Here is a 22,568-nt window from a genome sequence, read left to right on the forward strand (position 1 = left end):
CCACGCGTACCCATACCGAACACGAACGTTAAGCCTTCCAGCGTCGATGGTACTTGGACCGAAGGGTCCTGGGAGAGTAGAACGTCGCCAAGCGGACATTCCCTGATAGCTCAGTTGGTAGAGCACTCGACTGTTAATCGAGTTGTCACAGGTTCGAGTCCTGTTCGGGGAGCCATATGCTTCCATAGCTCAGTAGGTAGAGTGCATCCATGGTAAGGATGAGGTCACCGGTTCGATCCCGGTTGGAAGCTCCAGTTCAAGGCCCGTTGGTCAAGGGGTTAAGACACCTCCCTTTCACGGAGGTAACAGGGGTTCGAATCCCCTACGGGTCACCATTTCGAACTATACATACGGAGGCTTAGCTCAGCTGGGAGAGCATCTGCCTTACAAGCAGAGGGTCGGCGGTTCGATCCCGTCAGCCTCCACCATGAAAGTACGCCGTTGTAGCTCAATTGGTAGAGCAACTGACTTGTAATCAGTAGGTTGGGGGTTCAAGTCCTCTCGACGGCACCATCCATAATGGGGATTAGCCAAGCGGTAAGGCAACGGACTTTGACTCCGTCATGCCTAGGTTCGAATCCTAGATCCCCAGTATTACCACCCAAAAAGTGACGTGGAGCTTCGTTGAGAAGTCCGATTACTTTCCGGGGGCCCCATTAGTTATGAGCCATTAGCTCAGTTGGTAGAGCACCTGACTTTTAATCAGGGTGTCGAAGGTTCGAGTCCTTCATGGCTCACCATGTTTTTCTCAAGCGCGCGTATGGCGGAATTGGCAGACGCACTAGACTTAGGATCTAGCGGGAGACCGTGGGGGTTCAAGTCCCTCTACGCGCATTGCTTTTGCGGAAGTGGCTCAGCGGTAGAGCATCGCCTTGCCAAGGCGAGGGTCGCGGGTTCGATTCCCGTCTTCCGCTCCAATTAAGATTAGTGCCCTTAGCTCAGCTGGATAGAGCGTTTGACTACGAATCAAAAGGTCGGGAGTTCGAATCTCTCAGGGCACGCCATTATGTACAATTGGATATTGCTTATGAAGTGAAGCAACAGCTCACTCCATATACCATCGGGACGTAGCTCAGCTTGGTAGAGCACCTGGTTTGGGACCAGGGGGTCGCATGTTCGAATCGTGTCGTCCCGATTTTTCTTTATTTGCGGGTGTAGTTCAATGGTAGAACTCCAGCCTTCCAAGCTGGTAGCGTGGGTTCGATTCCCATCACCCGCTTAAAGCCAACCTTGAGAATCTCAAGGTTTTTTTGTTTTATTTGCCTCCTATAGCATCTGCAGTTTTACATAATTTATGTTGTTGCAGCCTATCCCCGAACATAGGGAGGTCTTCGCCCTTATTGGATTCTGGTCAGTAAAGAAACAGAGGGGGACGCTGATTTTGAGAATTGCAATTCGTTATAGCGACCAATTAATCGTGATGAAGAATGGAAGCATTTTTATGAATAGCCAAAGGCAAGCCCCGGGATGTAATAACCAAAGAAGCCGTCAAAGCTATTTACGGAGTCGATGTTGTTCTGAAGATGACAAGGATATCGGCTTCTACCTGGTGCCCGTAGGGATATCATGAACAGGGGGCATTTGCGGCAATTAGGACTTATCGCGTTCAGTATAGCAGGCATTGCTTACTCCACCTATCAGCTGCTGTTTTAGTATGCTACAAGCCGTCAGGTGATGGCGGAGGCTCAAGCCGTGTACAGCACAAGCCTGAAGGAGGAACAGGACTGGGCACAGAGCATGCGGCAGGCCGAGGAATCGAACGAGATCCATGAGGTCGGGCGATTCCAGGAGTTGAAGCGGATGATCCCGGATCTTACCGGTTGGATCAGGGTGCAGGATACCTTAATAGGTTATCTGATCGTCCAGGCACAGGATAACCCAGGAGCAGGCAGGCTTGCCGTGCATGCGAAGCTGGTAAAGCTGAATTAGGGTTTCACCTGTTTGGCGAAGGCTATCCAAAGGTTAATATAGAGGAAGAACGATAAAGACCCTCGCGGTCTTTTTCTTTATTGGGAGAGGAGCCATCATGAAGGAAAGGGATGTGAGCTTTTGACAGAGATAGGTTTTGCAGAAAAAACGGAATGGATGCACAATAGCTCAAAAAGGTGATCGTTCAGGCGAAAAGTAAGAAAATCTAACATTTCCTTTATAAAGTTACTGCATGGTAGCGCGGTATTGTGATAAAATATGCAGTATGACCAAGATGAGGATGGAGGAGAACCATGTCGGATTCAGGCAGCTTGATTAACAAACATACGTCGAACAACCTACTGCGCAGAGATGTAAGATTCTTGGGGCATATTCTGGGAGAGGTCCTTGTTCACCAGGGTGGCAACGAATTATTAGCCATCGTAGAGCAGATCAGAGAGATGAGTAAAAACCTTCGGGCCGAGTTTACTCCTGAAAGTTTTGCAGAATTTAAAGAGACGATCAACTCTTTGGCCCCTGAAAAGAGACATCAGGTGATTCGCGCCTTCGCTATCTATTTTCAGCTTGTGAATATAGCGGAGCAAAACCACCGTATTCGCCGAAAAAGAGATTACGAGCGTTCTGCGGGTGAAAATGTTCAGCCGGGTTCTATTGAAGATGTAGTGCGTGAGCTGAAGCAGCAGCAAATTCCGGCTCAAGAGGTTCAGGAAATCATTAAAGGCATTTCGCTGGAGCTTGTCATGACGGCGCACCCTACGGAAGCAAGCCGCCGTGTCGTGCTGGATATTCATCAACGGATCGCCAATGATGTGATGGAGCTGGACAATCCTAGCCTGACGTTCCGGGAGCGGGAGCAGCTGAGAGCCAATCTCCTTGGCGAGGTCGTTACCTTGTGGCAAACCGATGAGCTTAGAGATCGGAAACCGACAGTAATCGACGAAGTTCGTAACGGGATGTATTATTTTGACGAAACGTTATTCGACGTTCTTCCTGAGGTGTATCAGGAGCTGGAGCGGGTTCTTGCCAAGTATTATCCGGAAGAGGATTGGCATGTGCCGGTTTATATGAAGTTTGGTTCCTGGATCGGCGGCGACCGTGACGGTAACCCTTCGGTAACCTCGGATGTAACCTGGGAGACGTTAACGATGCAGCGTCAGCTGGCACTCGAGAAATACGCGGAGCTGCTGCAAAATTTCAAGAAGCATATGAGCTTCAGCAAAAATATCGTGGAAGTGACGCAGGAGCTGCTTGACTCGGTTGAGAAGGACCGTCAGCACGTGGAGCTTCGTTCGAACGAAGTATGGCGTAATGAAAAAGAGCCTTACCGGATCAAAGTCACCTATATGATTGAGAAGATTCTCCGTGCGGCTGATCCTGGCGCAAGCCCGGCTCAAAAATATAACAATCCGGAAGAGTTCCTGAACGATCTGAAAATTATTGAACGCAGCCTGCGTAATCATTATGCGGATTTTATTGCAGATGAATACGTTGTGAAGCTGATTCGCCAAGTCGAGCTGTTCGGATTTCACCTGGCGTCTTTGGACGTTAGACAGCATAGTAAAGAGCATGAAGCGGCCATGGCCGAAATTTTGGCCAAAATGAGCATCTGCCCGAATTATGCGGAGCTAAGCGAAAGCGATAAAATCAGCCTGCTGACCAGCCTGCTGAATGAGCCGCGTCCTATCACTTCTCCGTACATGGATTATTCGGAGTCTACTCTTGAATGTCTGAACGTGTATAGAGTCATTAAAAAGGCTCAGCAGGAGTTTGGCCGCAATTGTATTACCAGCTATTTGATCAGTATGACACAAGGTGCGAGCGATCTGCTCGAGGTGCTGGTATTCGGCAAGGAAGCCGGCTTGTACCGCCAAGAGCAGGATGGTTCCGTAACCTGTACTCTTCAATCCGTACCTTTGTTTGAAACCATCGATGACTTGCATGCGGCTCCGGACATTATGCGTACATTGTTCAAAATTCCGGCGTACCGCAATAGCTTGAACAGCACGAACCAACTGCAGGAAATCATGCTCGGCTACTCCGACAGCAACAAGGACGGCGGCGTGATTACAGCGAACTGGGAGCTTCGCGTGGCTCTGCGCAGCATTACGGAGGCGGCGAAGGAATTCGGCGTGAAGCTGAAGTTCTTCCATGGCCGCGGCGGCGCATTGGGTCGCGGAGGGATGCCGCTGAACCGCAGTATCCTGGCTCAACCGGCCGATACGATCGGCGGCGGAATCAAGATTACGGAGCAGGGAGAGGTATTGTCTTCCCGTTATTCCATGAAAGGCATCGCTTATCGCAGCTTGGAGCAAGCCACTTCAGCCCTTATCACCGCTGCGTTGAACGCCCGCAATCCGCAAGCCGAGGTAACTGACCCGCAGTGGGAAGAGATTATGAAGAATATTTCGGAGAATGCTCAAACGAAATACCAGGATCTCATTTTCCGCGATCCGGATTTTATGACCTTCTTCAAGGAATCTACGCCTCTGCCGGAGGTAGGCGAGCTCAATATCGGCTCGAGACCTTCGAAGCGCAAAGGAAGCGACAAATTCGAAGACCTTCGCGCTATCCCTTGGGTATTTGCCTGGACGCAAAGCCGTTACCTGCTGCCGGCATGGTATGCTGCGGGAAGCGGACTTCACAGCTATTACCAAGGCAAAGAAGAGAACCTGGCTGTTCTGCAGGACATGTATCAGAACTGGTCGTTCTTCCGTTCGCTGATCGATAACCTGCAAATGGCTCTTGCCAAAGCCGACCTGCTGATTGCGAAGGAATACGGCAACATGATTAAAGATAAAGCTATCGCCGAACGGATTTTCAATCTGATCAGTGAAGAATATGATCGCACTTCGGCGCTCATTCTGAGCATTACCGGCCAGCAGGAAATTCTCGATAATGTTCCGGTAATCCAGGAGTCGATCCGTTTGCGCAACCCTTACGTTGATCCGCTAAGCTACATGCAGGTTCAACTGTTGTCCGAGCTTAGGGCACAAAGAGAACAAAGCGCAGACGACCCGTTACTGCTTCGGGAAGTGCTCTTGACGATTAATGGTATTGCTGCAGGGCTTCGGAATACGGGCTGATGGTTGCAGATGCCCTTGTTGTTTCCAAGCTTTAGCACCGGTTATAGTCGGGTGGCCTCATGAGGCCGCCCGGCTTTATTTTTTTGAAACTTTGTTTACGAATCATACGTAGGATTGGGATATAGGGCTTGAAGGGTGCTGCATTCCTAAGAGACTGTTATGAAGAGCCATGCCGTAAACAGAACCTGATATGGGGAAATCCCTTGGCTGCAGGGGGCAGATAAGTCGAAATGCCGATTTTTTCATTAAATTGGAAAAAGGGGAAGGTGGAGTGAATAGCCCGTCCGTTCGGGATTCGCACGATTTCGACAAAGATTGACCGCTTTTTTGCAGATTTTTGGTTCTGTTTTTTGGAAAAACTGTACATGAGGTGCAGTCGTTTGGTATGATTTTCATATTGGCAGGAATCATTCACGTGAAATACGGGAAGTGTCCTAACGGTTCCAAGGAGAGGATTCGAATTGGGATCGGAAGTCTGGAGGAATGTCGTTTGAATGAAATGGATGTTAGGCTCGCCAAGCTGGCGCGGAAGGGAGATCGTGTTGCCTTCGCAGAGCTGGTGGAGCTGTATAAGGATAAAATTTTTCACCTTGCGAACCGGATGCTGCATAACCGTCATGAGGCGGAAGAGATCGTTCAGGAAACCTTTCTAAGAGTATATACGAATCTTGAGCGGTACGATGAAAATCAGAAGTTTTCGACCTGGATTTACCGGATTGGCACGAACCTCTGCATTGACCGTCTCCGCAAGCGCAAAGCCAATTATTCCCTTGATGCCGAAATGAATGACGGAGAGGGAACTGATTGGTATGCGATGCTTCCAAGCAATGAAGATACGCCGGATGATCAGGTTGTGTTAAGCGAGACACAGACAGAAATCCGAAAGTCGATCGAAACGCTCCCCGAGAAATATAAGGCGGTCGTCATCCTTCGTTATTTGCAGGATTTGTCGCTTCAAGAAATCAGCGATGTACTGGCCATGCCGGTGACCACTATCAAGACGAGACTGCACCGCGGCAGGGAATATTTACGTAAAAAATTAGAGACGATTTTATGATTTTCGGTGAAACAAATTGAATCGTCATACGTACTGTACTACACAAGCTTTCAAGGACACAGAAAGGAGTGGCTCAATATGGATTGCACGGAGGCCCTTCCTTTAATGCACGAATATTTGGACGGCGAATTGAAGGGCAGTGAAGCCTTAGCGTTAAAAGAGCACTTGCTTGCTTGTCCGGCTTGTAGGGAGCGCCTCAAACAGCTTGAAAAGGTCGAAGCGCTCATTCAAGCGTGGCCAGAGCAAGGTGTACCGTCCGGACTGACGGAGCGCATTATGCAGGCTTTACCCCCAGAAAAACGCAAAAATCCTTGGTGGCAGTGGGTTCGCCGTCATCCGGCCGCATCGGTCGCGGCAGTGTTTTTGCTCGTGATGATGGGCAGCTTCATGTCATTATGGAATGAGGATACAGAGCTTCTGGTGAAGGGTTCGGATCTTCAGTCGGTCGTCATTAAAGGAGACACGGTTTATGTTCCGGCAGGCAGCACGGTAGCCGGCAATTTAATGGTAGAAAACGGAAAGCTACAGGTGGATGGAGACATTAAGGGCAACATCGTCGTCATCGACGGCTCTGTGGTTATGGCTTCTACAGCCCACATTTCCGGTCAGATTACCCAGGTAGATCAAGCATTCAGCTGGCTTTGGTATAAAATGAACGAATGGGCTACCACCATATCTCAATCCAAATAGTTCATCCGAACTATTTTTCGAAAATCCTCCCTAATTAACAGTGTGAAAGGGAGGGTTTTTTGTTCATATTGTGGTATGATGAAATGAAGGGATTAGAGACAAAATATAGCCAAATCCCAAGTTGGGGGCCAGTGCCATGGATTTCATAACTGCCATCAGTCTAAAAGACATTGTCGATATACTCATTGTAAGCTACGTCATTTATAATTTAATCATATTGGTCCGTGGGACAAGGGCCGTACAGCTTCTCCAAGGGATTTTCATTGTCGTTCTAACCTGGGCGCTCAGCATTTGGTTCAAGCTTAGCACGCTTCAGTGGATGATGAACCAGATGTTTACCTTCGGGGTGCTTGCGGTCATCATCATTTTCCAGCCGGAGCTTCGCAAAGCGCTTGAGCAGCTGGGCCGCGGCACGCTGTTCAGCCGGTCCGTCTCGGAGGACGATCAGGAGCTGAACCGGAGGCTCGGTGAAATTCTTAAAGCAGTGAATTATTTGGCACGCAGAAAAATAGGGGCGTTAATCGTTTTTGAACGGGAGACCGGCCTGAAGGATTACATAGAATCCGGTATTTCCATCGAATCGCATATTAGCTCGGAGCTGCTGATTAATATCTTTATTCCGAACACGCCGCTGCATGACGGTGCGGTGCTGTTAAGGCGCAATCAGCTGATGGCGGCCGGCTGTTATTTGCCGCTGTCGGAGAATCCTTTTATAAGCAAGGAGCTGGGTACACGCCATCGCGCGGCGATAGGCATGAGCGAGGTATCCGACGCCATTTGTGTCATTGTGTCCGAAGAAACCGGACAAGTGTCTCTCGCTATGAACGGGCATATTCTCCGGGATATTAAGGAGGAATCGCTGCTCTCCAAGCTGTATGAGGAGCTCAAATCAAAGACGAAGACCAAGGAAAAGAGCTCCATTTGGAAATGGAGGCTGCGGTAATGATGGATCGTTGGCTGCGCAACACGAATGTAGTGAAAGTTATTGCGTTAATAATAGGCATTTTGCTGTGGGCCGTCGTTCATATGGAGGACAGCTCGCTTCCTGGAACGGGAGGCACCGGAGTTAGGGAGGAGAAAATCTCTAACGTTTCGGTTACTCCGAAATACGACAGCAATCAGTTTTATATCGAATCCATTGATCCCGCCCAGGTCGTGCTCACGATATCCGGCAAGGATGCTGCGCTTAAGAAGGCGCTAAGCACAAGTAATTATTCCGTGGAGCTCGACTTGACAAAATATGGCAAAGGCGAACATATACTAGCCTTGACGCCTGTAGGCTTTCCGAATAACGTTACGGTCAAGGTCGCTCCTGCTACGGCGAAGGTCGTCATCGATGAAAAGTCGAATAAGCAGATGCCGGTTACGGTCAATGTCACGGGAATCCCTGCTGTAGGTTTGAAGGCGGGACAGCCGATAGTCAAGCCGAATAAGGTTACGGTGACGCTGCCTAGCGGAAGTATCGACTCGATCGAATCCGTTAGGGCGGATGTCAGTGTAGAGAAGGCTCAATCTCCGGTATCGAGCAAAGCCCGCCTTGTTGCGTACGACAAGGATGGGAAGATCATGGAGATGGCGACGATTAATCCGGCCGTAGTGGAAGTGGAGGTTCCGATCACCAGTCCGTTTACGAGCGTTCCGCTTCAGCTGAAGCTGGTCGGGGAGCCGCCGCGGGGCTTGAGTGTCGGGTCGCTGCAGCAAAATGCGGATAAGGTCACGGTATACGGCCCCCAAGATGTGCTTAACCGTCTCGAATACTATGAGGGGCCAAGCGTCAATCTGGGGGATCTGAAGGAAGAGAAGGAATACACGCTCACGCTGGATATTCCGCTGCGCAATAAGGTAACGCAGCTGGACCCTGCGAAGGTGGAAGTGAAGATCAACATTGTGCCTTCGGTTACGAAGACGTTAGAACAGATTCCGCTGTCGATCGTCGGACAGAATGACGGGTTCAATACGAAGGTTGCGGTACCTGAGAACGGGAAAATCAATCTGGTGGTCGAGGGAGCCCAAGCCTTGTTAGATAAGGTTAAGGCTGCGGATGTTCAGGCCATTCTGGATGTCAGCAATCTGCCGCCAGGGCGCCATGAGCTGCCGGTCGTGTTCAATCTGCCGACCTTTATCAAGAAAGGGCCGCAGCAGGATTTCAAAGCGACAGTTGAGATCAGCGCCAAACAGCAATAAAATAACAGATAACGGATCGAAATATAGGATATAGCATGGGAATAAGAAAGGGAGAGTCTAATTCATGGGGAAATATTTTGGAACTGACGGAGTTAGGGGCGTTGCCAATCAGGAGCTGACGCCCGAGCTAGCTTATAAGATCGGCCGCTGCGGCGGTTACGTATTGGCAGGACAAGTGGAGAAGCCGAATGTCGTTATCGGTCGCGACACCCGTATTTCAGGTACGATGCTGGAGGCAGCGCTCGTAGCGGGACTTTTGTCGATTGGCGCTAATGTTATCCGGCTGGGGGTTGTTTCAACTCCTGCTGTCGCTTATTTGACCCGTCTGCTGAAGGCGGATGCCGGCGTCATGATTTCGGCTTCCCATAATCCTGTAGAGGATAATGGAATCAAGTTTTTTGCCGGAGACGGTTATAAGCTGTCTGATGAAACGGAACTGGAAATCGAACGTTTGATGGATGCTCCTGTAGATGAGCTGCCGCGGCCGGTTGGCGGTGATCTGGGAACGGCGGTTGACAATGAACAAGCCAAATACCAATACTTGGATTACATCAAGTCGACCGTGAAATCATCCTTCCAAGGGTATAAAGTCGTTCTGGATTGCGCAAACGGTTCGGCCTACGAGCTTGCTCCAAAAGTGTTCGAGGCTTTGGGCGCGGAAGTGATCACCATCGGCGCAGAGCCTAACGGACGCAATATTAATGACCACTGCGGGTCGACGCATCCCGAAGGATTGCAGAAGGCTGTCGTTGAGCATCAAGCGGCCTTGGGTCTGGCCTTTGACGGCGACGCTGATCGCTTGATTGCGATTGACGAGAACGGTGTGGAAGTCGATGGAGACTTCATCCTTAGCATCTGCGGACATGCGTTGAACCAAGCAGGCAAGCTGAATCACAGCACGATTGTAACGACTGTAATGAGCAATATCGGCTTCTTCAAGGGCATTGAGTCGGTAGGCCTGAAGGCCGCTAAGACTGCGGTAGGCGACCGCTACGTGATGGAAGAGATGCGCAAGGGCGGTTACAATCTGGGCGGAGAGCAGTCCGGCCATGTGATCTTCCTCGATTACAATACAACCGGAGACGGCATTCTAACTGCGCTGCAGCTGATGGATACGGTAGTTCAATCCGGCCAAAAGCTCAGCGATCTCAAAGGCATTATGCGCAAATATCCACAAAAGCTCGTTAACGTTCGCGTAGCGGACAAGAGCAAGTGGAAAGAAAATCCTGCTATCGATAATGCGATCCGTAAGGTGGAAGCGGAGCTTGGAGATAACGGGCGCGTGCTTGTAAGACCATCCGGCACCGAATCTCTGATTCGTGTCATGGCGGAAGGCCCGGACAAGGCCCAGGTGGAAGCTTATGTGCAGGATATTGCCGATGTTATTCAAAAAGAGCTAGGTTAATATTTTCATAGATTAGAAGGTTAGAAGATTCTCTGATGTGACACATTAGAGAATTTTTCTATTTTTTCACTGACGTATGAAAGCATCATGAAAATATAAGTTGCACATCGCCTTCAAAATGAATAAGATGATAATATGCTTTTTACTCCGGGATAGAAAGGTGGGCAGAGGTTGCAAGTACTAACAGCGCCAGAACTTATGAGGGTATCTACATAGGTAAGAGTTCATGAACGTGTGGACCAGGACGATCTATTGACCAGATAGCCGCTTATAAGTTGACGAGGTGAAGGTGTTCGAAACATTCGGCGGGGACCTTCCGGTAGGCGATCACTACCGTAGAAGCTGAAACGCAAAACGTCGGGGCGACCTGACGCACAAGGGTTCAGCATGACGAGGAAAGACATGACGGTTTTTTAAAATAGCAGGAGGTTCTATCCCTTATGTGTGGTATCGTTGGATACGTTGGCAAACGTAATTCTCAAAATATATTAATTGAAGGCTTGAAAAAGCTAGAATATCGCGGTTATGATTCCGCAGGTGTTGCTGTATTTACTGAAAACGGGCTGCAGGTGAAGAAGTCCAAAGGTCGCTTGGCTAATTTGGAATCCAAGCTGGATGAAGCGCCGTTGAACGGATTTATCGGAATCGGCCATACGCGTTGGGCCACTCATGGCAAGCCTTCGGATGTGAATTCCCATCCTCATACGGATAACAGCAATAAGTTTTCTGTTGTTCACAATGGGATCATTGAAAACTATGTAGCTTTGAAAGAAGAGCTGATTGCAAAAGGACACGTATTCGTCTCTGAGACCGATACAGAAGTTATCTCGCATTTGATCGCGGATCTGTACGACGGCGACATCGTCAAAGCCGTGCAGCAAGCGGTACAACGGATGAGCGGCGCTTTTGCCTTAGGCGTGCTGACGGAATACGAGCCTGAGAAATTGGTCGCTGTACGTTTGTCCAGCCCGTTGATCATCGGCGTTGGCGAAGGCGAGAACTTCATTGGTTCCGACATTCCTGCGATTCTGGATTACACTCGTAACGTGTACATCCTGAATGATGGAGAAATGGCCGTTTTGACGAAAGACGGTGTCGAATTGATGACTTTGGAAGGGAATTTTATTTCCCGGGAATTATTTTATGTCGATTGGGACATTATGACGGCGGAAAAAGCCGGATTCGATCACTTCATGATGAAAGAAATTCACGACCAGCCGAAGGCATACCGCGATACGATGGGTGCTCGTCTGGATCTGTCCGGTACAAAGGTGATTCTGGATGAAGTGAAGATGACGGAAGAGCAAATCCGTTCCATCCGTAATGTTCATATTATCGCATGCGGTACGGCTTATCATGCAGGCTTGGTCGGTAAAAGCGTCATTGAGAAGCTGTCCAGAATTCCAGTGGAAGTGGATGTTGCTTCGGAATACCGTTATCGCGAGCCGATCATCAACAAAGATACGCTGGTTATCGTGGTAAGCCAATCCGGTGAAACCGCGGACACTTTGGCAGCCCTGCGTGAAGCTAAGCGTAACGGCGCATCCGTTCTAGCTATCACTAACGTGGTAGGCAGCTCGGTTGCCCGCGAAGCGGATCATGTGATCGTTACTTGGGCAGGTCCTGAGATTGCGGTAGCTTCGACGAAAGCTTATACATCGCAGCTGATCGCGTTCTATTTGTTCGGACTTTACTTAGCACAAACTTTGGGAACGAAAGACCCAAGCTACATTGCGGACGTCATCTCCGAATTGAAGCTGCTTCCTGAGAAGGTAGAGCAAATTTTGGAGAAGGCTGAAAGCATCAAGGAATGGGCGGAAGAAGTAGCATCCCATAACAACCTGTTCTTCATCGGAAGAGGACTGGACTATGCCGTAGCCTTGGAAGGCTCCTTGAAACTGAAGGAAATTTCTTACATTCACTCTGAGGCTTACGCTGCGGGCGAATTGAAGCATGGTACGCTGGCTTTGATCGAGGAGGGTATCCCTGTTATCGCTCTGGGAGCACAGGAAGATCTTCTTGAGAAAACCATCAGCAACATTAAAGAAGTGAAAGCGCGCGGCGCTCATGTATATGGAGTGAACATGGAAGGCGACACCGAGCTCGCCAAAGCGGTTGACGGATTGTTCACCATTCCAAGCACGCTGCAGCTTCTGAGCCCGGCCTTATCCGTTATTCCTTTGCAGTTGTTGTCTTACTATGCTTCTCTTGCCCGCGGCAACGATGTCGATAAGCCTCGTAACTTGGCTAAGAGCGTGACGGTGGAGTAGTGTCCGAAGTTCTAGACTAAAAATTATCAAGACTTATATTTAAAAAGCTATTATTAAATAAGGGTTTTCACATATTAGCCATGTCTAAAATGTGAAAACCCTTATTGTTCAACTATCGTTCACCGTTAGATGAACAAACTTTGTACCACGAATGAGTTTCCTTTTACTAATTGGTATCCAAAGACAATTACTTCAATGAACATCACAAAGGAGCAGTTCATTTCGGCAGCTCCAAGTTAATCGTATATCGTTAGCACAATCTCCTCATAATTTGATCTGCATAACAGTCCCAATCAGCATTGTCGGTGTTGATTTCCAATGTAGCAACTAAGGATAGTTGCGCACAAATACGCATTTTCTCCTGACCACTTACAAACTTGTGGCAAGCTTCCGCAGGTGAAGAAAAGCCCTTCATCACATATGACTTCCAATTTTCCCCGCGACTTTCAACATACCTGGATTCAACTACATCCGATGATATTGTAAGCAGTACACTAAGTGCATTAAGATTCGATAATCGCTGCTCCAATGTGCCTAGCCCTGTACTCGTACCAAACGCGGCTCGGTGATTTAAATGAAATCTTTCGAATATGTAAAACACACCGTGTGAAGCCTTTGTTCGACCAAGGGAAGTCATAAAGCTATGCAATTGCTCGATATAATCAACATGACGATTTAATAGTCCGAGGTGTTCTTCTTGCTGAAGATTCCTTAGAACACCATGGTCATCAACTAGAACTCCCGAATAATGCTCGCTTACTGCAATCATGGTTCTTTCAACTTTAGGACTCTGACTGTTCATTTTCTTTAATGCGGTCAATACTGAAGTTTTTCCTGCGGTAGACAACCCTTCGATAATAACTCCCCGAATCATATTTCACCTCTTCGCATTTTTCAATTTTCCTGCCCGTTTAACGTAGCAAAGATGCCGATCCTGCAGCAGTATGATCATCATGGTAAAACTCATATGGAATCAAAAGCATTTGGCTTTTTCCATAAACGTCTACTGTAAAACTCATACAACAGGGGCAATACCAACAATTGCGACTCCGATTATTTTAAGAAGTACTATCAAAATCATCGTTCCTCCTCGTGAAATACCCCACTCCAATAATACCATAAATTGGAACTGTCTTGCCCTTAGCTTAATGAGAGCGCCCGATCGATCCCGCGGCAGCCTCGTTAATGCGTTTTCGTAACCCGATAGCTTAATGCCGGATAACGTTACCCAACAATCTGGTGAGATCGATGCCAGGATCTTGGCCTACATGGGCTGGCATAAAACACTACACTCAGATATCCTGCCTATTTATTCGGATTGAGACTGTCCGCTTCATTGCATATAATGAAGGTACCACCCTTCGGGGAGATCATTAAGGGAGGCCGCGATGACCGAGACCGCATTTGACGAATCATTATTTGCAAGCTTGAGGCCGGGTTTAACCTCGTTCTGTTACCGAATGCTAGGCTCCATGGACGATGCGGACGATGCCGTTCAGGAGACGAGTATTCGGGTCTGGCAGAGCTGGAGCACATTCAGACAGGATTCCTCGTTCAAAACATGGGTCTATCGGATTGCCTCCAACCTGTGCTTGGACAAGCTGAGACAATCCAAACGCCGCGCGCTTCCCGTTGACCTGTTCGACCCGGCCGTCGCCATCGTCGAGCCGCGCAACACGCTGCCGGACTCTGCCTGGATCTGGCCGTCTCCCGACTTTGGGGGCAATCCGGAGGATCGGCTTGTCCGCAGAGATACCCTTCAACTGTGCTTTATCGCTCTCCTGCAGACCTTGCCTCCGCGGCAGCGCGCGGTACTCATTTTGAAGGATGTATTTGAATGGTCCTCCAAGCAGATCGCAGAAACGTTGGCGATGTCACCGGCAGCGGTGAACAGCGCCTTGCAAAGAGCCCGAGAGACGATGGACCGGGCGCAGCTTCGCTCGGATGAGCTCAGCAGCATGGATGTTCAACCGGAGCAGCAGCTGCTGTCCCGATATGTGGAGGCCTTCGAGCAATTCGATATTGCCGCGCTCGTCGCGCTGTTCCACGAGGAAGGCTGCATGTCGATGCCGCCCTTCGAGATGTGGATCCGCGGCAAGGAGGATTTGTCCGCCTTCTATTCGCTTACTCGCTGGCATTGCGAAGGTTCGCGATTTGTGTCCATTACGGTGAATGGCGGTTATCCGGCGTTGGCCCAGTATATGCCGGACAAAGAGGGCTCTGGCCTGGTACCCTGGGGCATCCACGTCATCGAAACCAAAGAAAATCAAATCCTGCACGTTCAAAACTTCATTCATACGCCATTATTTTCGCGATTTGGGCTGCCCGAGCGAATTGACCGATGAATTTCGTCATTGGCTTACGTCTATATTATTGAGAATAACCAAACGACGAATATCATGAGAGAGGTGTCTATTTAAAATGGAAACAAGTCAACCGACGAAAGTAACCGTGCAAGCCGTCATTCAAGCCCCTGTCGAGAAGGTATGGCGCTATTGGACCGAGCCAGATCACATCACGAAGTGGAATCAGGCGTCCGAGGACTGGCATGCGCCGAGTGCCGAAAACGATCTGCGGGTCGGCGGCAAGTTTCTGACACGGATGGAAGCGAAGGATGGCAGCATGGGCTTTGATTTTGGCGGCGTCTACGATGTCGTGAATCTGCATGAGGCGATCGGCTACACCATGGAAGACGGAAGAAGAGTGGATATTGCTTTCGTTGATCAAGGGAATGAGACGAAGGTCATTGAAACGTTCGACGCGGAAAGCTCTAATCCCGTCGAATTCCAGCAAGCAGGCTGGCAAGCGATCATGGACAATTTCAAAGCCTATACCGAACAAAACTAATCATCGCGAAGAAGACGCCGGGGAAGATGCCCGGCGTCTTTCTTTTTGAACCCTGGTACGAGCGTGCTCTCCGTTAGCCTTAACCTTGTGCCGCATCCATGTTCATGTAATTAATGGCCCACAGATGGCCATCCAAGTCCACGAAGCCCCAATGATACATGAACCCATGATCTTCAGGTTCAGCGTGTAATTTCCCGCCCAAGGAGACCGCGGTATTCACGATTTCATCGACCTTTTCCCGGCTCTCGAAGGCCAATGCGATCGTCATCTGCGCATACTTGCTCGTATCGACGGATTCCTTCTCCGTGAGCGTATTAAAGAATGCTTGATTGATCAGCATGACCTGATGGTTGCCGCCGATCACGATGGCTACCGAATTCTCGTTATCGGGGAATTGCGGGTTGAGCTCGAATCCGAGTCCGGTGAAGAACGCTTTCGATTGTTCTACGTTTTTTACAGGCAGGTTGAAGCTCGTGAATACGGACGTTAATGCCATTTTCAAAACACCTCTTCGTCAAATTAGTTTGTGTTCATTTATGCCTTCGTTTATATAGACGACAGCCGATCCGGGAATTCACCGGTCTCATGGATTCGGAAGAGTAAATTTTGAAAAATCGTGCTTCTTTTGTCGTAAGGCCAGGATAGCGTTTCAATTAATCAGCAGCACTCAAGGACTTTATTTTCTCGTCCATGATGCTGCTGTTTTGATACTTGGGTCAGTCTAATACTAAAGGGAACCCCTATTAAGCGGAGTTCCCTTTCAGATTGTCACGATTAGTTCAGAGGAAGTGCAACTTCGAATACTGTACCTGAAGCATCCGATTTCGCGACTCGTATAGTTCCTCCGTGCAAATTTACAACCTTTTGGGAAATACTTAACCCTAAACCAAAACCGAATGTCGAGTGTGATTCATCACCTTGATAAAATTTGTCAAAGACATACTTTTGTTTTTCCAATGGAATACCCGGTCCTTTATCGCTGATCAGAACGAATACTTGGCCGGCCGTATCAAAAATTTGAATATGTATTTCGGAATCCTGAGGAGAGAATTTGACTGCATTATCCAGTAGATTAATCCAGACTTGGCTTAATAATTCCTCATTGGCATGGATCATGACTTCCGTGGAATCAAATTGGTAATTGATATTTTTTTCAGCCCATTTTTGATCCATTAGTACAACTGCATGCCGGATTTGTTCCGTTACATTAAATAATTCTTTTTCTGTCAGAATGGTATGGTTTTCAATTTTGGAAAGATTAAGCACATTCGTCGCTAATTCAGCCAGTCGTTCCGATTCGCTTATTATAATATCCAGGTATTCTTCACGTTCTTCCGTTGATAAATTCTGGCGTTTCAACAGCTTTGCAAAGCCTCTTAAAGAAACGATGGGTGTCTTGAATTCATGGGAAAAATTATTTACAAAATCAGTACGTAACATTTCTAGGCTTCCTAATTCCTCTGCCATATGGTTAAAACTTCGGTTTAGATTTCTTAGTTCTTTAGGTCCTCTAAGATGAATACGAACATTGAAATTCCCTTTTGCAAGTTCTTCGGCTGCAAAAATCACTTGTCGAATTGGGGCAAGAGGGATTCTGCTAAAGAAAAACGAAGCCAGCAAACTCACCGTCACACTGACGGTTACAAAATAAGAGATGACCCATCCCTCGCCTGAATTGGGAGCGGGCTTATAAATCCCAAAGTAGTCTAAAGCAATGATAATTAAAAATGCGATAAAAATGGAGATAATCAAAATAAGAAATACGATAAACGTAAAAACAATCGTTAAGCCAATTCCGTTAAAATAGTTTTTATCTTTTTTTCTAAGTTTTTTAACCATGATGTATTACCGCCTTGTAACCGATGCCCCTAATAGCAATGATTTCAAATTCGGGGTAATCGTTAAACCGTTTTCTCAGGCGGTTGATATGAACGTTCACAGTCATATCCGTTGTTTCCGAATCCATGCCCCAAATTTCATCCATTAATTGAATACGTGTAAATATTCGATTGGGGGATGATAACAGTTTGTACAACAAATAAAATTCTTTTTGGGGCAAAGTTTGTATCTCCCCTTCTCTAGACACGCTCAAAGAATCATAATCAAGCGTCAATTTTCCAACGCGGAGTTTTCTTTCGGTTGTAATCTGTGCTCTCCGAAGCAAAGCTCTGATTCGAAGAAGCATCTCCTCTTCATCAACAGGCTTAACTAAATAATCATCCGTTCCTGCAAGAAACCCCTCTCGTTTATCTTTAGGGAGCTGCTTAGCTGTGACCATAAGAATTGGAATGGTGCTGCCACTATCTCTAATAAGATGCGTCAATTCTAACCCGTTCATTCCAGGCATCATAATATCAATGATGATTAGATCAACATGCTGATGCTCCATAATATCTAAAGCAGCAATTCCATTTTCCGCAAGAAATACTTCATATCCTTCGTTACTTATTACTGCTTTCATCCATTTCGCTGTATTTTTATCATCTTCTGCAATGAGAATTTTGAACAAATGGAACATTCCTTTCTTGAATGATGGAGAACTGGCTTTCCTATTCAGTTTATTTTTAGTTTATTAAAATGATATACGATTTCCAAGTAGACAATTCATTGTAGATCTATTGGAGGAATCGTTTTATGTTGAAGCTTCAATTGGACAATATTAAAAAAATCTATAAGAGCGGCGAAACCGTTACGGCCGTAAAAGGAGTTTCCATTGGGTTCCGATCAAGGGAATTGGTTTCAATACTGGGCCCATCCGGATGTGGTAAAACCTCGCTTTTGAATATTATTGGCGGTTTGGATCAATACGATAGTGGCGACCTTATAATAAACGGTGTTTCCACTAAGCAATTTAAAGACAGTGACTGGGATGCCTATCGTAACCACTCTATAGGATTCGTATTTCAAAGCTATAATCTAATCGGACACCAAACCGTTTTGCAAAATGTTGAAATTGCAATGACTTTATCAGGAGTCAAAGCATCGGAAAGAAAAAGAAGGGCACAGCAGGCGTTGAAGCAGGTTGGACTCTCAGAACATATGAACAAAAAGCCTAATCAATTGTCTGGAGGCCAAATGCAGCGTGTTGCTATAGCCAGAGCTTTGGTTAATGATCCGGATATCATTTTGGCCGATGAACCGACGGGAGCACTTGACAGTCAGACCAGCGATCAAATTATGGATATTTTAAAAGAAGTTTCAAAGACGCGGCTGGTGATTATGGTGACTCACAATGTTGAGCAAGCAGAAGCTTATTCAGATAGAATTATTCGTATGTTGGATGGGCAAGTTCAATCAGATAGTGACCCGATTATTCAATTACTTCTTTCCTCTTCATCAAAGACAGAGCAGACTAAGCTTAAAAAAACATCGATGTCTCTACAAAGTGCAACCTTACTTTCCTTTAAGAACCTCTTAACCAAGAGAGGAAGAACGATTATAACAGCATTCGCAGGCAGTATTGGCATTATTGGCGTGGCCCTTGTTTTAGCTCTTTCTAACGGATTGTCGAACTATATAGGCTCTTTGCAATCCACTACCCTCAGTGGGTTACCGATTAATATTAACGCGGGTATTGTTGAAGGTACAGCTGAAGAATTGAATACAACGATGAAGTACACTGAATATCCGGCTCAGGATGTTGTATATTCCTATAACAATGAAACGAATGCTGCGAAACATACTAATGTTATTACTGAACCTTTTCTTGATTATGTCGCGGAGCTTCAAACCAAATTTCCAAAGTCGGTCAACAATATATCTTATACCTACGGACTCCAGTTCAATCTTCTGGCCAAAGGACAAAACACCGTAGTGAAATTCAATAATGGAAATGAAATGATCGGTGGAGTGCCATTTTGGCAGCAACTTCCAGAGAATAATGATATTATCCTATCGCAGTATGATTTGGTCGGTTCTGAAAGCAAGCTGCCCTCAGCAAAAGATGAAGTGGTCCTAATTGTCGATAAGTATAATCGGATTGATAAGGCTTTCTTCGAGAAAATAGGTATTACCGGAAATTCAAATTACAAAATCACTGATTTTATTGGAAAATCGATATTAAAGGTAATTCCGAATAACGAGTATTACACTGAAAAAAGCAAAGATTCTTTTGCTGCCGCTACACCTGTTGATTACGAAAAACTTTACAACAATGGTTCTGGAACCCCACTTAAAATTACAGGCATCCTCCGCCCTAAAAAAGGAACGAACGGGAGTTATTTATCGCCGGGAATTGCATACACCCCTGATTTAACAACATCCGTTCTAGAGGATGCACGCAAAAGCGATATTGCACTGGCCCAAAAAAAATCGAATATCAATGTCTTGTTGGGAACTCCTTTTGCGGATGAAGCATCCAAAGTTAACGCGGAAGCTCTGCTAGGAGCAAATATCACACCTGTGGGCATCAGCATTTACCCCAAAGATTTGGAAGGAAAAGAAAAAATAAAAGAATACCTTGATCAGTATAACGATGGAAAGCCTAACAAGGATCAGTTACTATATTCAGATTTTTCCGCATCCCTTACATCAGTAACAAAAAAATTATTAAATGGAATAACTTATGTTCTGACAGGCTTTGCTGCAATTTCTTTATTCGTATCGACGATTATGATCGGGATAATCACCTATGTATCGGTTATCGAACGCACCAAAGAGATTGGCATACTCCGAAGTGTAGGAGCACGCAAAAAGGATATTTCCAGAGTGTTCAACGCAGAAACATTACTCATTGGATTTACTTCCGGCTTGCTTGGTGTAGGTATAACTTATGTTTTAACGGTCCCGATGAATCTTATTATCCAAAAGCTTGCGGATATATCCGGTATTGCAAATCTAAGTCCAGTGCATGCTGCATTTTTAGTTATTGGCAGTATGGTACTCACTCTAATTGCAGGAATCATTCCGTCCAAAATGGCTGCCGGAAAAGACCCTGTTGTGGCTTTACGTAGCGAGTAGGGGAATTTTATCAAACGGTAATGTCACGAACAAATTGGAAAGGAGATTAAGGAGATGACCCTTACACATAAACGCATCGTCATTCTGATTGGAGTTATCATCGTAGCCGCCGTTTTGGGACGGATTGCGGTGCGGGCATTTATGAATTTTATGCTCGGCGGCACACTGTTCGGAGGTAACTTCCTATGAAAAATAAAGAAAAAGGCAGGAATAAAGTATTGTGGGGATTTATTTATGTAGGTGTTTTCATTGTTGCATTTGCGGCTTCTGCAATCATCAAAATGACATATAATCCACTGTCTGGGGAAATGAAGGTTAACTGGAACGACTCCGTTGGTCGTGTATATACGGATATCGCATACGGCGAGAAGGAGAAGAACAAATTTGACCTGTATGTTCCTGCGGGTCCTACAAAGAAAGCCTACGGTCTTGTGGTATATCTCCATGCAGGAGGTTTTACAACCGGAGACAAAAGCGATGACGCTAATATGCTGAAATGGCTCACTTCAAAAGGTTATGTTGCCGCAGGTATTAATTATACGCTGCGCGACGAGAATAACCCTGAAGCCAGCGTCTATACCATGTCTCAGGAAATCAAAAGCAGTATTCCAGTTGTAAAAGCGGAAGCGGAAAAGTTAGGCTACCATCTCGATAGAATGGCTATGTCCGGCGGCTCGGCGGGCGGAACTCTCGCACTATTGTATGCTTACCGTGATGCGGACACCTCTCCGATTCCTGTTAAAATGGTCTTTGAGATGGTCGGGCCGCCCAGCTTTTATCCTGAGGACTGGACTACCTATGGTTTGGATCAGAGTCCAGAGGCGGCAGCAAGCTTATTCAGTATTATGTCTGGTAACACCATAACAACAGATATGATAGGAACGGCAAGATATGATGAAGCAGTCAAAGATATTTCACCGTATATGTGGATCGATGAAAATTCTGTCCCTACGCTTGCTGCCTATTATGGAAAATATGATAGAGTAGCTCCATTCGGAACAGTAAAATATCTGATTAACGCATTGGAGAAAAACCATGTTCCCCACGATTATATCGAGTTTCCCCATTCGGGACACGGTCTGCAAAATGACAATAAGCTTTCTGCAAAATATATAGAAAAGATGAATGAGTATCTGGAACGGTATTTGGGAAGTGAATAAGACGGATGCAAGCAGGAAGCAGCGGAAAACTTAAAAATAGCCGTCATTCGGCTGATTTCTGATTTCTCTTAGCCTGTCGCTCCCACTCGGCAAGGACATGGTTGTACTGTTCCACTACAGCTTTAGCCTTGCGGAAGGTTGCCATAAACGTCTGTACATCGGGATACCCGTCCTCTTGCAGAGCATTAGGCAACCAATTAGAATTAGCGCCGGCCAAAACCAAGGTAAAACAGATTACGTGGTTTTGGCCGGTTTTTTGCGATGCAATAACCCGTCAAATTTTTTGTTTTCGAGGCAAAAACAAGGCGACAAGCGCGCCGAGAAGAATGCCGACCGCTGCCAGATAGATGGCGGTCCTCTCACCTGCAGCGGTGGCTTCGCGTGTTTAAGCACTACATGCTACCCGCGTACGTTCTTAATAGGTAATTAGAAATGGAATATTATGATGAGGACGTAGCCCAAGCGAAGGCGCGGGAGCGTTCTTTTTACTAAACGGGGAGTTAACCCCAAAACAGGAATTGCGTGGAGATCAGTCAGACGTAATAATAGAAAAGAGGGAAACAAAGTTGGGAGGCAGGAGAAAATGTCGAACATGGACAAGGAGAAAAAGGCTCTGGAGAAAGTGACAACGATATATGAAACAGGCGAGATCATAACGGCGAAAGTGTACAAGGTCAGCCAGGAGCAGAAAGAGGAACTCGATCGTCTGTCAGCTGAGAGGCACGAAAAGTTACTCGAGGAGGCAATACCGAAGATCCGAGAGCGGTACGAACAGCTAGTCAAGCTCCGGCAGCAACAGCCGAAGACTGACGACGGTGGCAAGCCTCCGAGTGATTCCGCAAACGGGTAAAGTTAGTTCAATAAAATGGATCTCCAACAAGATAGTTCGAACCCCTGTGGTATAGTGGGAAATAGAGATGCCAAACAACCTCCCAATTTGATTAACATTGGAAGGTTTGTTTCCAATAGCTTATGTTATTCCAG

General features: G+C 46.8%; 18 protein-coding genes, 12 tRNA genes, 1 rRNA gene and 1 pseudogene. 28 read left to right on the plus strand and 4 right to left on the minus strand.

From position 1 onward, the window contains the following. From rrf to glmS, 22 genes and pseudogenes are all read left to right on the plus strand, one after another. Positions 1-93: ribosomal RNA gene (gene rrf, locus GGC63_RS33205) — 5S ribosomal RNA — on the plus strand; the annotation flags it as partial. A gap of 6 nt (positions 94-99) precedes the next feature. Then, a tRNA-Asn gene (locus GGC63_RS33210) sits at positions 100-175 on the plus strand. A 3-nt stretch (positions 176-178) separates the two neighbouring features. Beyond that, positions 179-254 (plus strand) — tRNA-Thr (locus GGC63_RS33215). A gap of 6 nt (positions 255-260) precedes the next feature. After that, positions 261-335 (plus strand) — tRNA-Glu (locus GGC63_RS33220). A 17-nt stretch (positions 336-352) separates the two neighbouring features. After that, positions 353-428 (plus strand) — tRNA-Val (locus tag GGC63_RS33225). Between the two features lie 9 nt (positions 429-437). Beyond that, positions 438-513, plus strand: a tRNA-Thr gene (locus GGC63_RS33230). 7 nt (positions 514-520) lie between these two features. Continuing rightward, positions 521-592, plus strand: a tRNA-Gln gene (locus GGC63_RS33235). 72 nt (positions 593-664) lie between these two features. Continuing rightward, positions 665-740 (plus strand) — tRNA-Lys (locus tag GGC63_RS33240). Between the two features lie 14 nt (positions 741-754). Next, a tRNA-Leu gene (locus tag GGC63_RS33245) sits at positions 755-834 on the plus strand. Between the two features lie 8 nt (positions 835-842). Further along, positions 843-917: transfer RNA gene (locus GGC63_RS33250), tRNA-Gly, on the plus strand. A gap of 10 nt (positions 918-927) precedes the next feature. Next, positions 928-1,004, plus strand: a tRNA-Arg gene (locus tag GGC63_RS33255). Between the two features lie 57 nt (positions 1,005-1,061). Beyond that, positions 1,062-1,135: transfer RNA gene (locus GGC63_RS33260), tRNA-Pro, on the plus strand. A 13-nt stretch (positions 1,136-1,148) separates the two neighbouring features. After that, positions 1,149-1,219 (plus strand) — tRNA-Gly (locus GGC63_RS33265). Positions 1,220-1,390: 171 nt separating this feature from the next. Then, a pseudogene (locus tag GGC63_RS34785) lies at positions 1,391-1,570 on the plus strand (ABC transporter ATP-binding protein); the annotation flags it as partial. Between the two features lie 122 nt (positions 1,571-1,692). Then, positions 1,693-1,929 (plus strand): hypothetical protein, encoded by a 237-nt coding sequence (locus tag GGC63_RS33270; RefSeq protein ID WP_192705865.1) that lies wholly within the window; start codon positions 1,693-1,695, stop codon positions 1,927-1,929. A 293-nt stretch (positions 1,930-2,222) separates the two neighbouring features. Next, a complete protein-coding gene (gene ppc, locus GGC63_RS33275; RefSeq protein ID WP_079914827.1) occupies positions 2,223-5,012 on the plus strand; it encodes a phosphoenolpyruvate carboxylase in 2,790 nt (929 codons plus the stop codon). A gap of 490 nt (positions 5,013-5,502) precedes the next feature. Beyond that, on the plus strand, positions 5,503-6,069 hold the full coding sequence (sigW, locus tag GGC63_RS33280; RefSeq protein WP_079914831.1) for an RNA polymerase sigma factor SigW: 567 nt from the start codon (positions 5,503-5,505) through the stop codon (positions 6,067-6,069). A gap of 78 nt (positions 6,070-6,147) precedes the next feature. Next, positions 6,148-6,759: a zf-HC2 domain-containing protein gene (locus tag GGC63_RS33285; protein ID WP_079914826.1), complete on the plus strand. Its 612-nt coding sequence runs from the start codon at positions 6,148-6,150 to the stop codon at positions 6,757-6,759. A gap of 136 nt (positions 6,760-6,895) precedes the next feature. Beyond that, complete coding sequence (cdaA, locus tag GGC63_RS33290; RefSeq protein ID WP_079914825.1) at positions 6,896-7,702, plus strand: diadenylate cyclase CdaA; 807 nt, start codon at positions 6,896-6,898, stop codon at positions 7,700-7,702. After that, complete coding sequence (locus tag GGC63_RS33295; protein WP_225948679.1) at positions 7,702-8,943, plus strand: YbbR-like domain-containing protein; 1,242 nt, start codon at positions 7,702-7,704, stop codon at positions 8,941-8,943. Before cdaA ends, GGC63_RS33295 begins: the two co-directional genes overlap by 1 nt. A 64-nt stretch (positions 8,944-9,007) precedes the next feature. Further along, the gene (glmM, locus tag GGC63_RS33300) at positions 9,008-10,348 is read left to right on the plus strand and encodes a phosphoglucosamine mutase (protein WP_192705866.1); all 1,341 of its coding nucleotides are present in this window, start codon (positions 9,008-9,010) and stop codon (positions 10,346-10,348) included. A 440-nt stretch (positions 10,349-10,788) separates the two neighbouring features. Next, entirely contained in the window at positions 10,789-12,618 is a 1,830-nt protein-coding gene (glmS, locus tag GGC63_RS33305; protein ID WP_192705867.1) for a glutamine--fructose-6-phosphate transaminase (isomerizing), read from the plus strand. Between the two features lie 250 nt (positions 12,619-12,868). On the opposite strand, the gene GGC63_RS33310 is transcribed toward glmS, so the two are convergent. Beyond that, positions 12,869-13,492: a hypothetical protein gene (locus tag GGC63_RS33310; RefSeq protein ID WP_192705868.1), complete on the minus strand. Its 624-nt coding sequence runs from the start codon at positions 13,490-13,492 to the stop codon at positions 12,869-12,871. A gap of 514 nt (positions 13,493-14,006) precedes the next feature. Between GGC63_RS33310 and GGC63_RS33315 the strand changes: the two genes are divergently transcribed. Both GGC63_RS33315 and GGC63_RS33320 read left to right on the plus strand, forming a co-directional pair. Beyond that, positions 14,007-14,963 carry a sigma-70 family RNA polymerase sigma factor gene (locus GGC63_RS33315; RefSeq protein WP_192705869.1) on the plus strand — a complete coding sequence of 319 codons (957 nt, stop codon included), beginning with the start codon at positions 14,007-14,009 and terminating at the stop codon, positions 14,961-14,963. Positions 14,964-15,039: 76 nt separating this feature from the next. Next, positions 15,040-15,465: an SRPBCC family protein gene (locus tag GGC63_RS33320; RefSeq protein ID WP_192705870.1), complete on the plus strand. Its 426-nt coding sequence runs from the start codon at positions 15,040-15,042 to the stop codon at positions 15,463-15,465. Between the two features lie 79 nt (positions 15,466-15,544). On the opposite strand, the gene GGC63_RS33325 is transcribed toward GGC63_RS33320, so the two are convergent. The 3 genes from GGC63_RS33325 to GGC63_RS33335 form a co-directional block, all read right to left on the minus strand. Beyond that, positions 15,545-15,961 (minus strand): VOC family protein, encoded by a 417-nt coding sequence (locus GGC63_RS33325; protein WP_192705871.1) that lies wholly within the window; start codon positions 15,959-15,961, stop codon positions 15,545-15,547. Between the two features lie 278 nt (positions 15,962-16,239). Beyond that, positions 16,240-17,304 (minus strand): sensor histidine kinase, encoded by a 1,065-nt coding sequence (locus GGC63_RS33330; protein ID WP_192705872.1) that lies wholly within the window; start codon positions 17,302-17,304, stop codon positions 16,240-16,242. Further along, the gene (locus tag GGC63_RS33335; protein ID WP_192705873.1) at positions 17,297-17,974 is read right to left on the minus strand and encodes a response regulator transcription factor; all 678 of its coding nucleotides are present in this window, start codon (positions 17,972-17,974) and stop codon (positions 17,297-17,299) included. The genes GGC63_RS33330 and GGC63_RS33335 overlap by 8 nt, the downstream gene beginning before the upstream one ends. Positions 17,975-18,099: 125 nt before the next feature. On the opposite strand from GGC63_RS33335, the gene GGC63_RS33340 reads away from it, so the two are divergent. The 4 genes from GGC63_RS33340 (at position 18,100) to GGC63_RS33350 (ending at position 22,434) form a co-directional block, all read left to right on the plus strand. Next, entirely contained in the window at positions 18,100-20,424 is a 2,325-nt protein-coding gene (locus GGC63_RS33340; protein ID WP_192705874.1) for an ATP-binding cassette domain-containing protein, read from the plus strand. Positions 20,425-20,478: 54 nt separating this feature from the next. Then, a complete protein-coding gene (locus tag GGC63_RS35015) occupies positions 20,479-20,613 on the plus strand; it encodes a hypothetical protein (RefSeq protein ID WP_264082131.1) in 135 nt (44 codons plus the stop codon). Beyond that, positions 20,610-21,584, plus strand: a complete 975-nt coding sequence (locus tag GGC63_RS33345) for an alpha/beta hydrolase (RefSeq protein ID WP_192705875.1) — start codon at positions 20,610-20,612, stop codon at positions 21,582-21,584. The genes GGC63_RS35015 and GGC63_RS33345 overlap by 4 nt, the downstream gene beginning before the upstream one ends. 583 nt (positions 21,585-22,167) lie before the next feature. After that, a complete protein-coding gene (locus GGC63_RS33350) occupies positions 22,168-22,434 on the plus strand; it encodes a hypothetical protein (RefSeq protein ID WP_192705876.1) in 267 nt (88 codons plus the stop codon). Positions 22,435-22,568: the final 134 nt, after the last annotated feature.

Origin of the sequence: Paenibacillus sp. OAS669, assembly GCF_014873645.1 — a bacterium.
Taxonomy (GTDB): domain Bacteria; phylum Bacillota; class Bacilli; order Paenibacillales; family NBRC-103111; genus Paenibacillus_S; species Paenibacillus_S vulneris.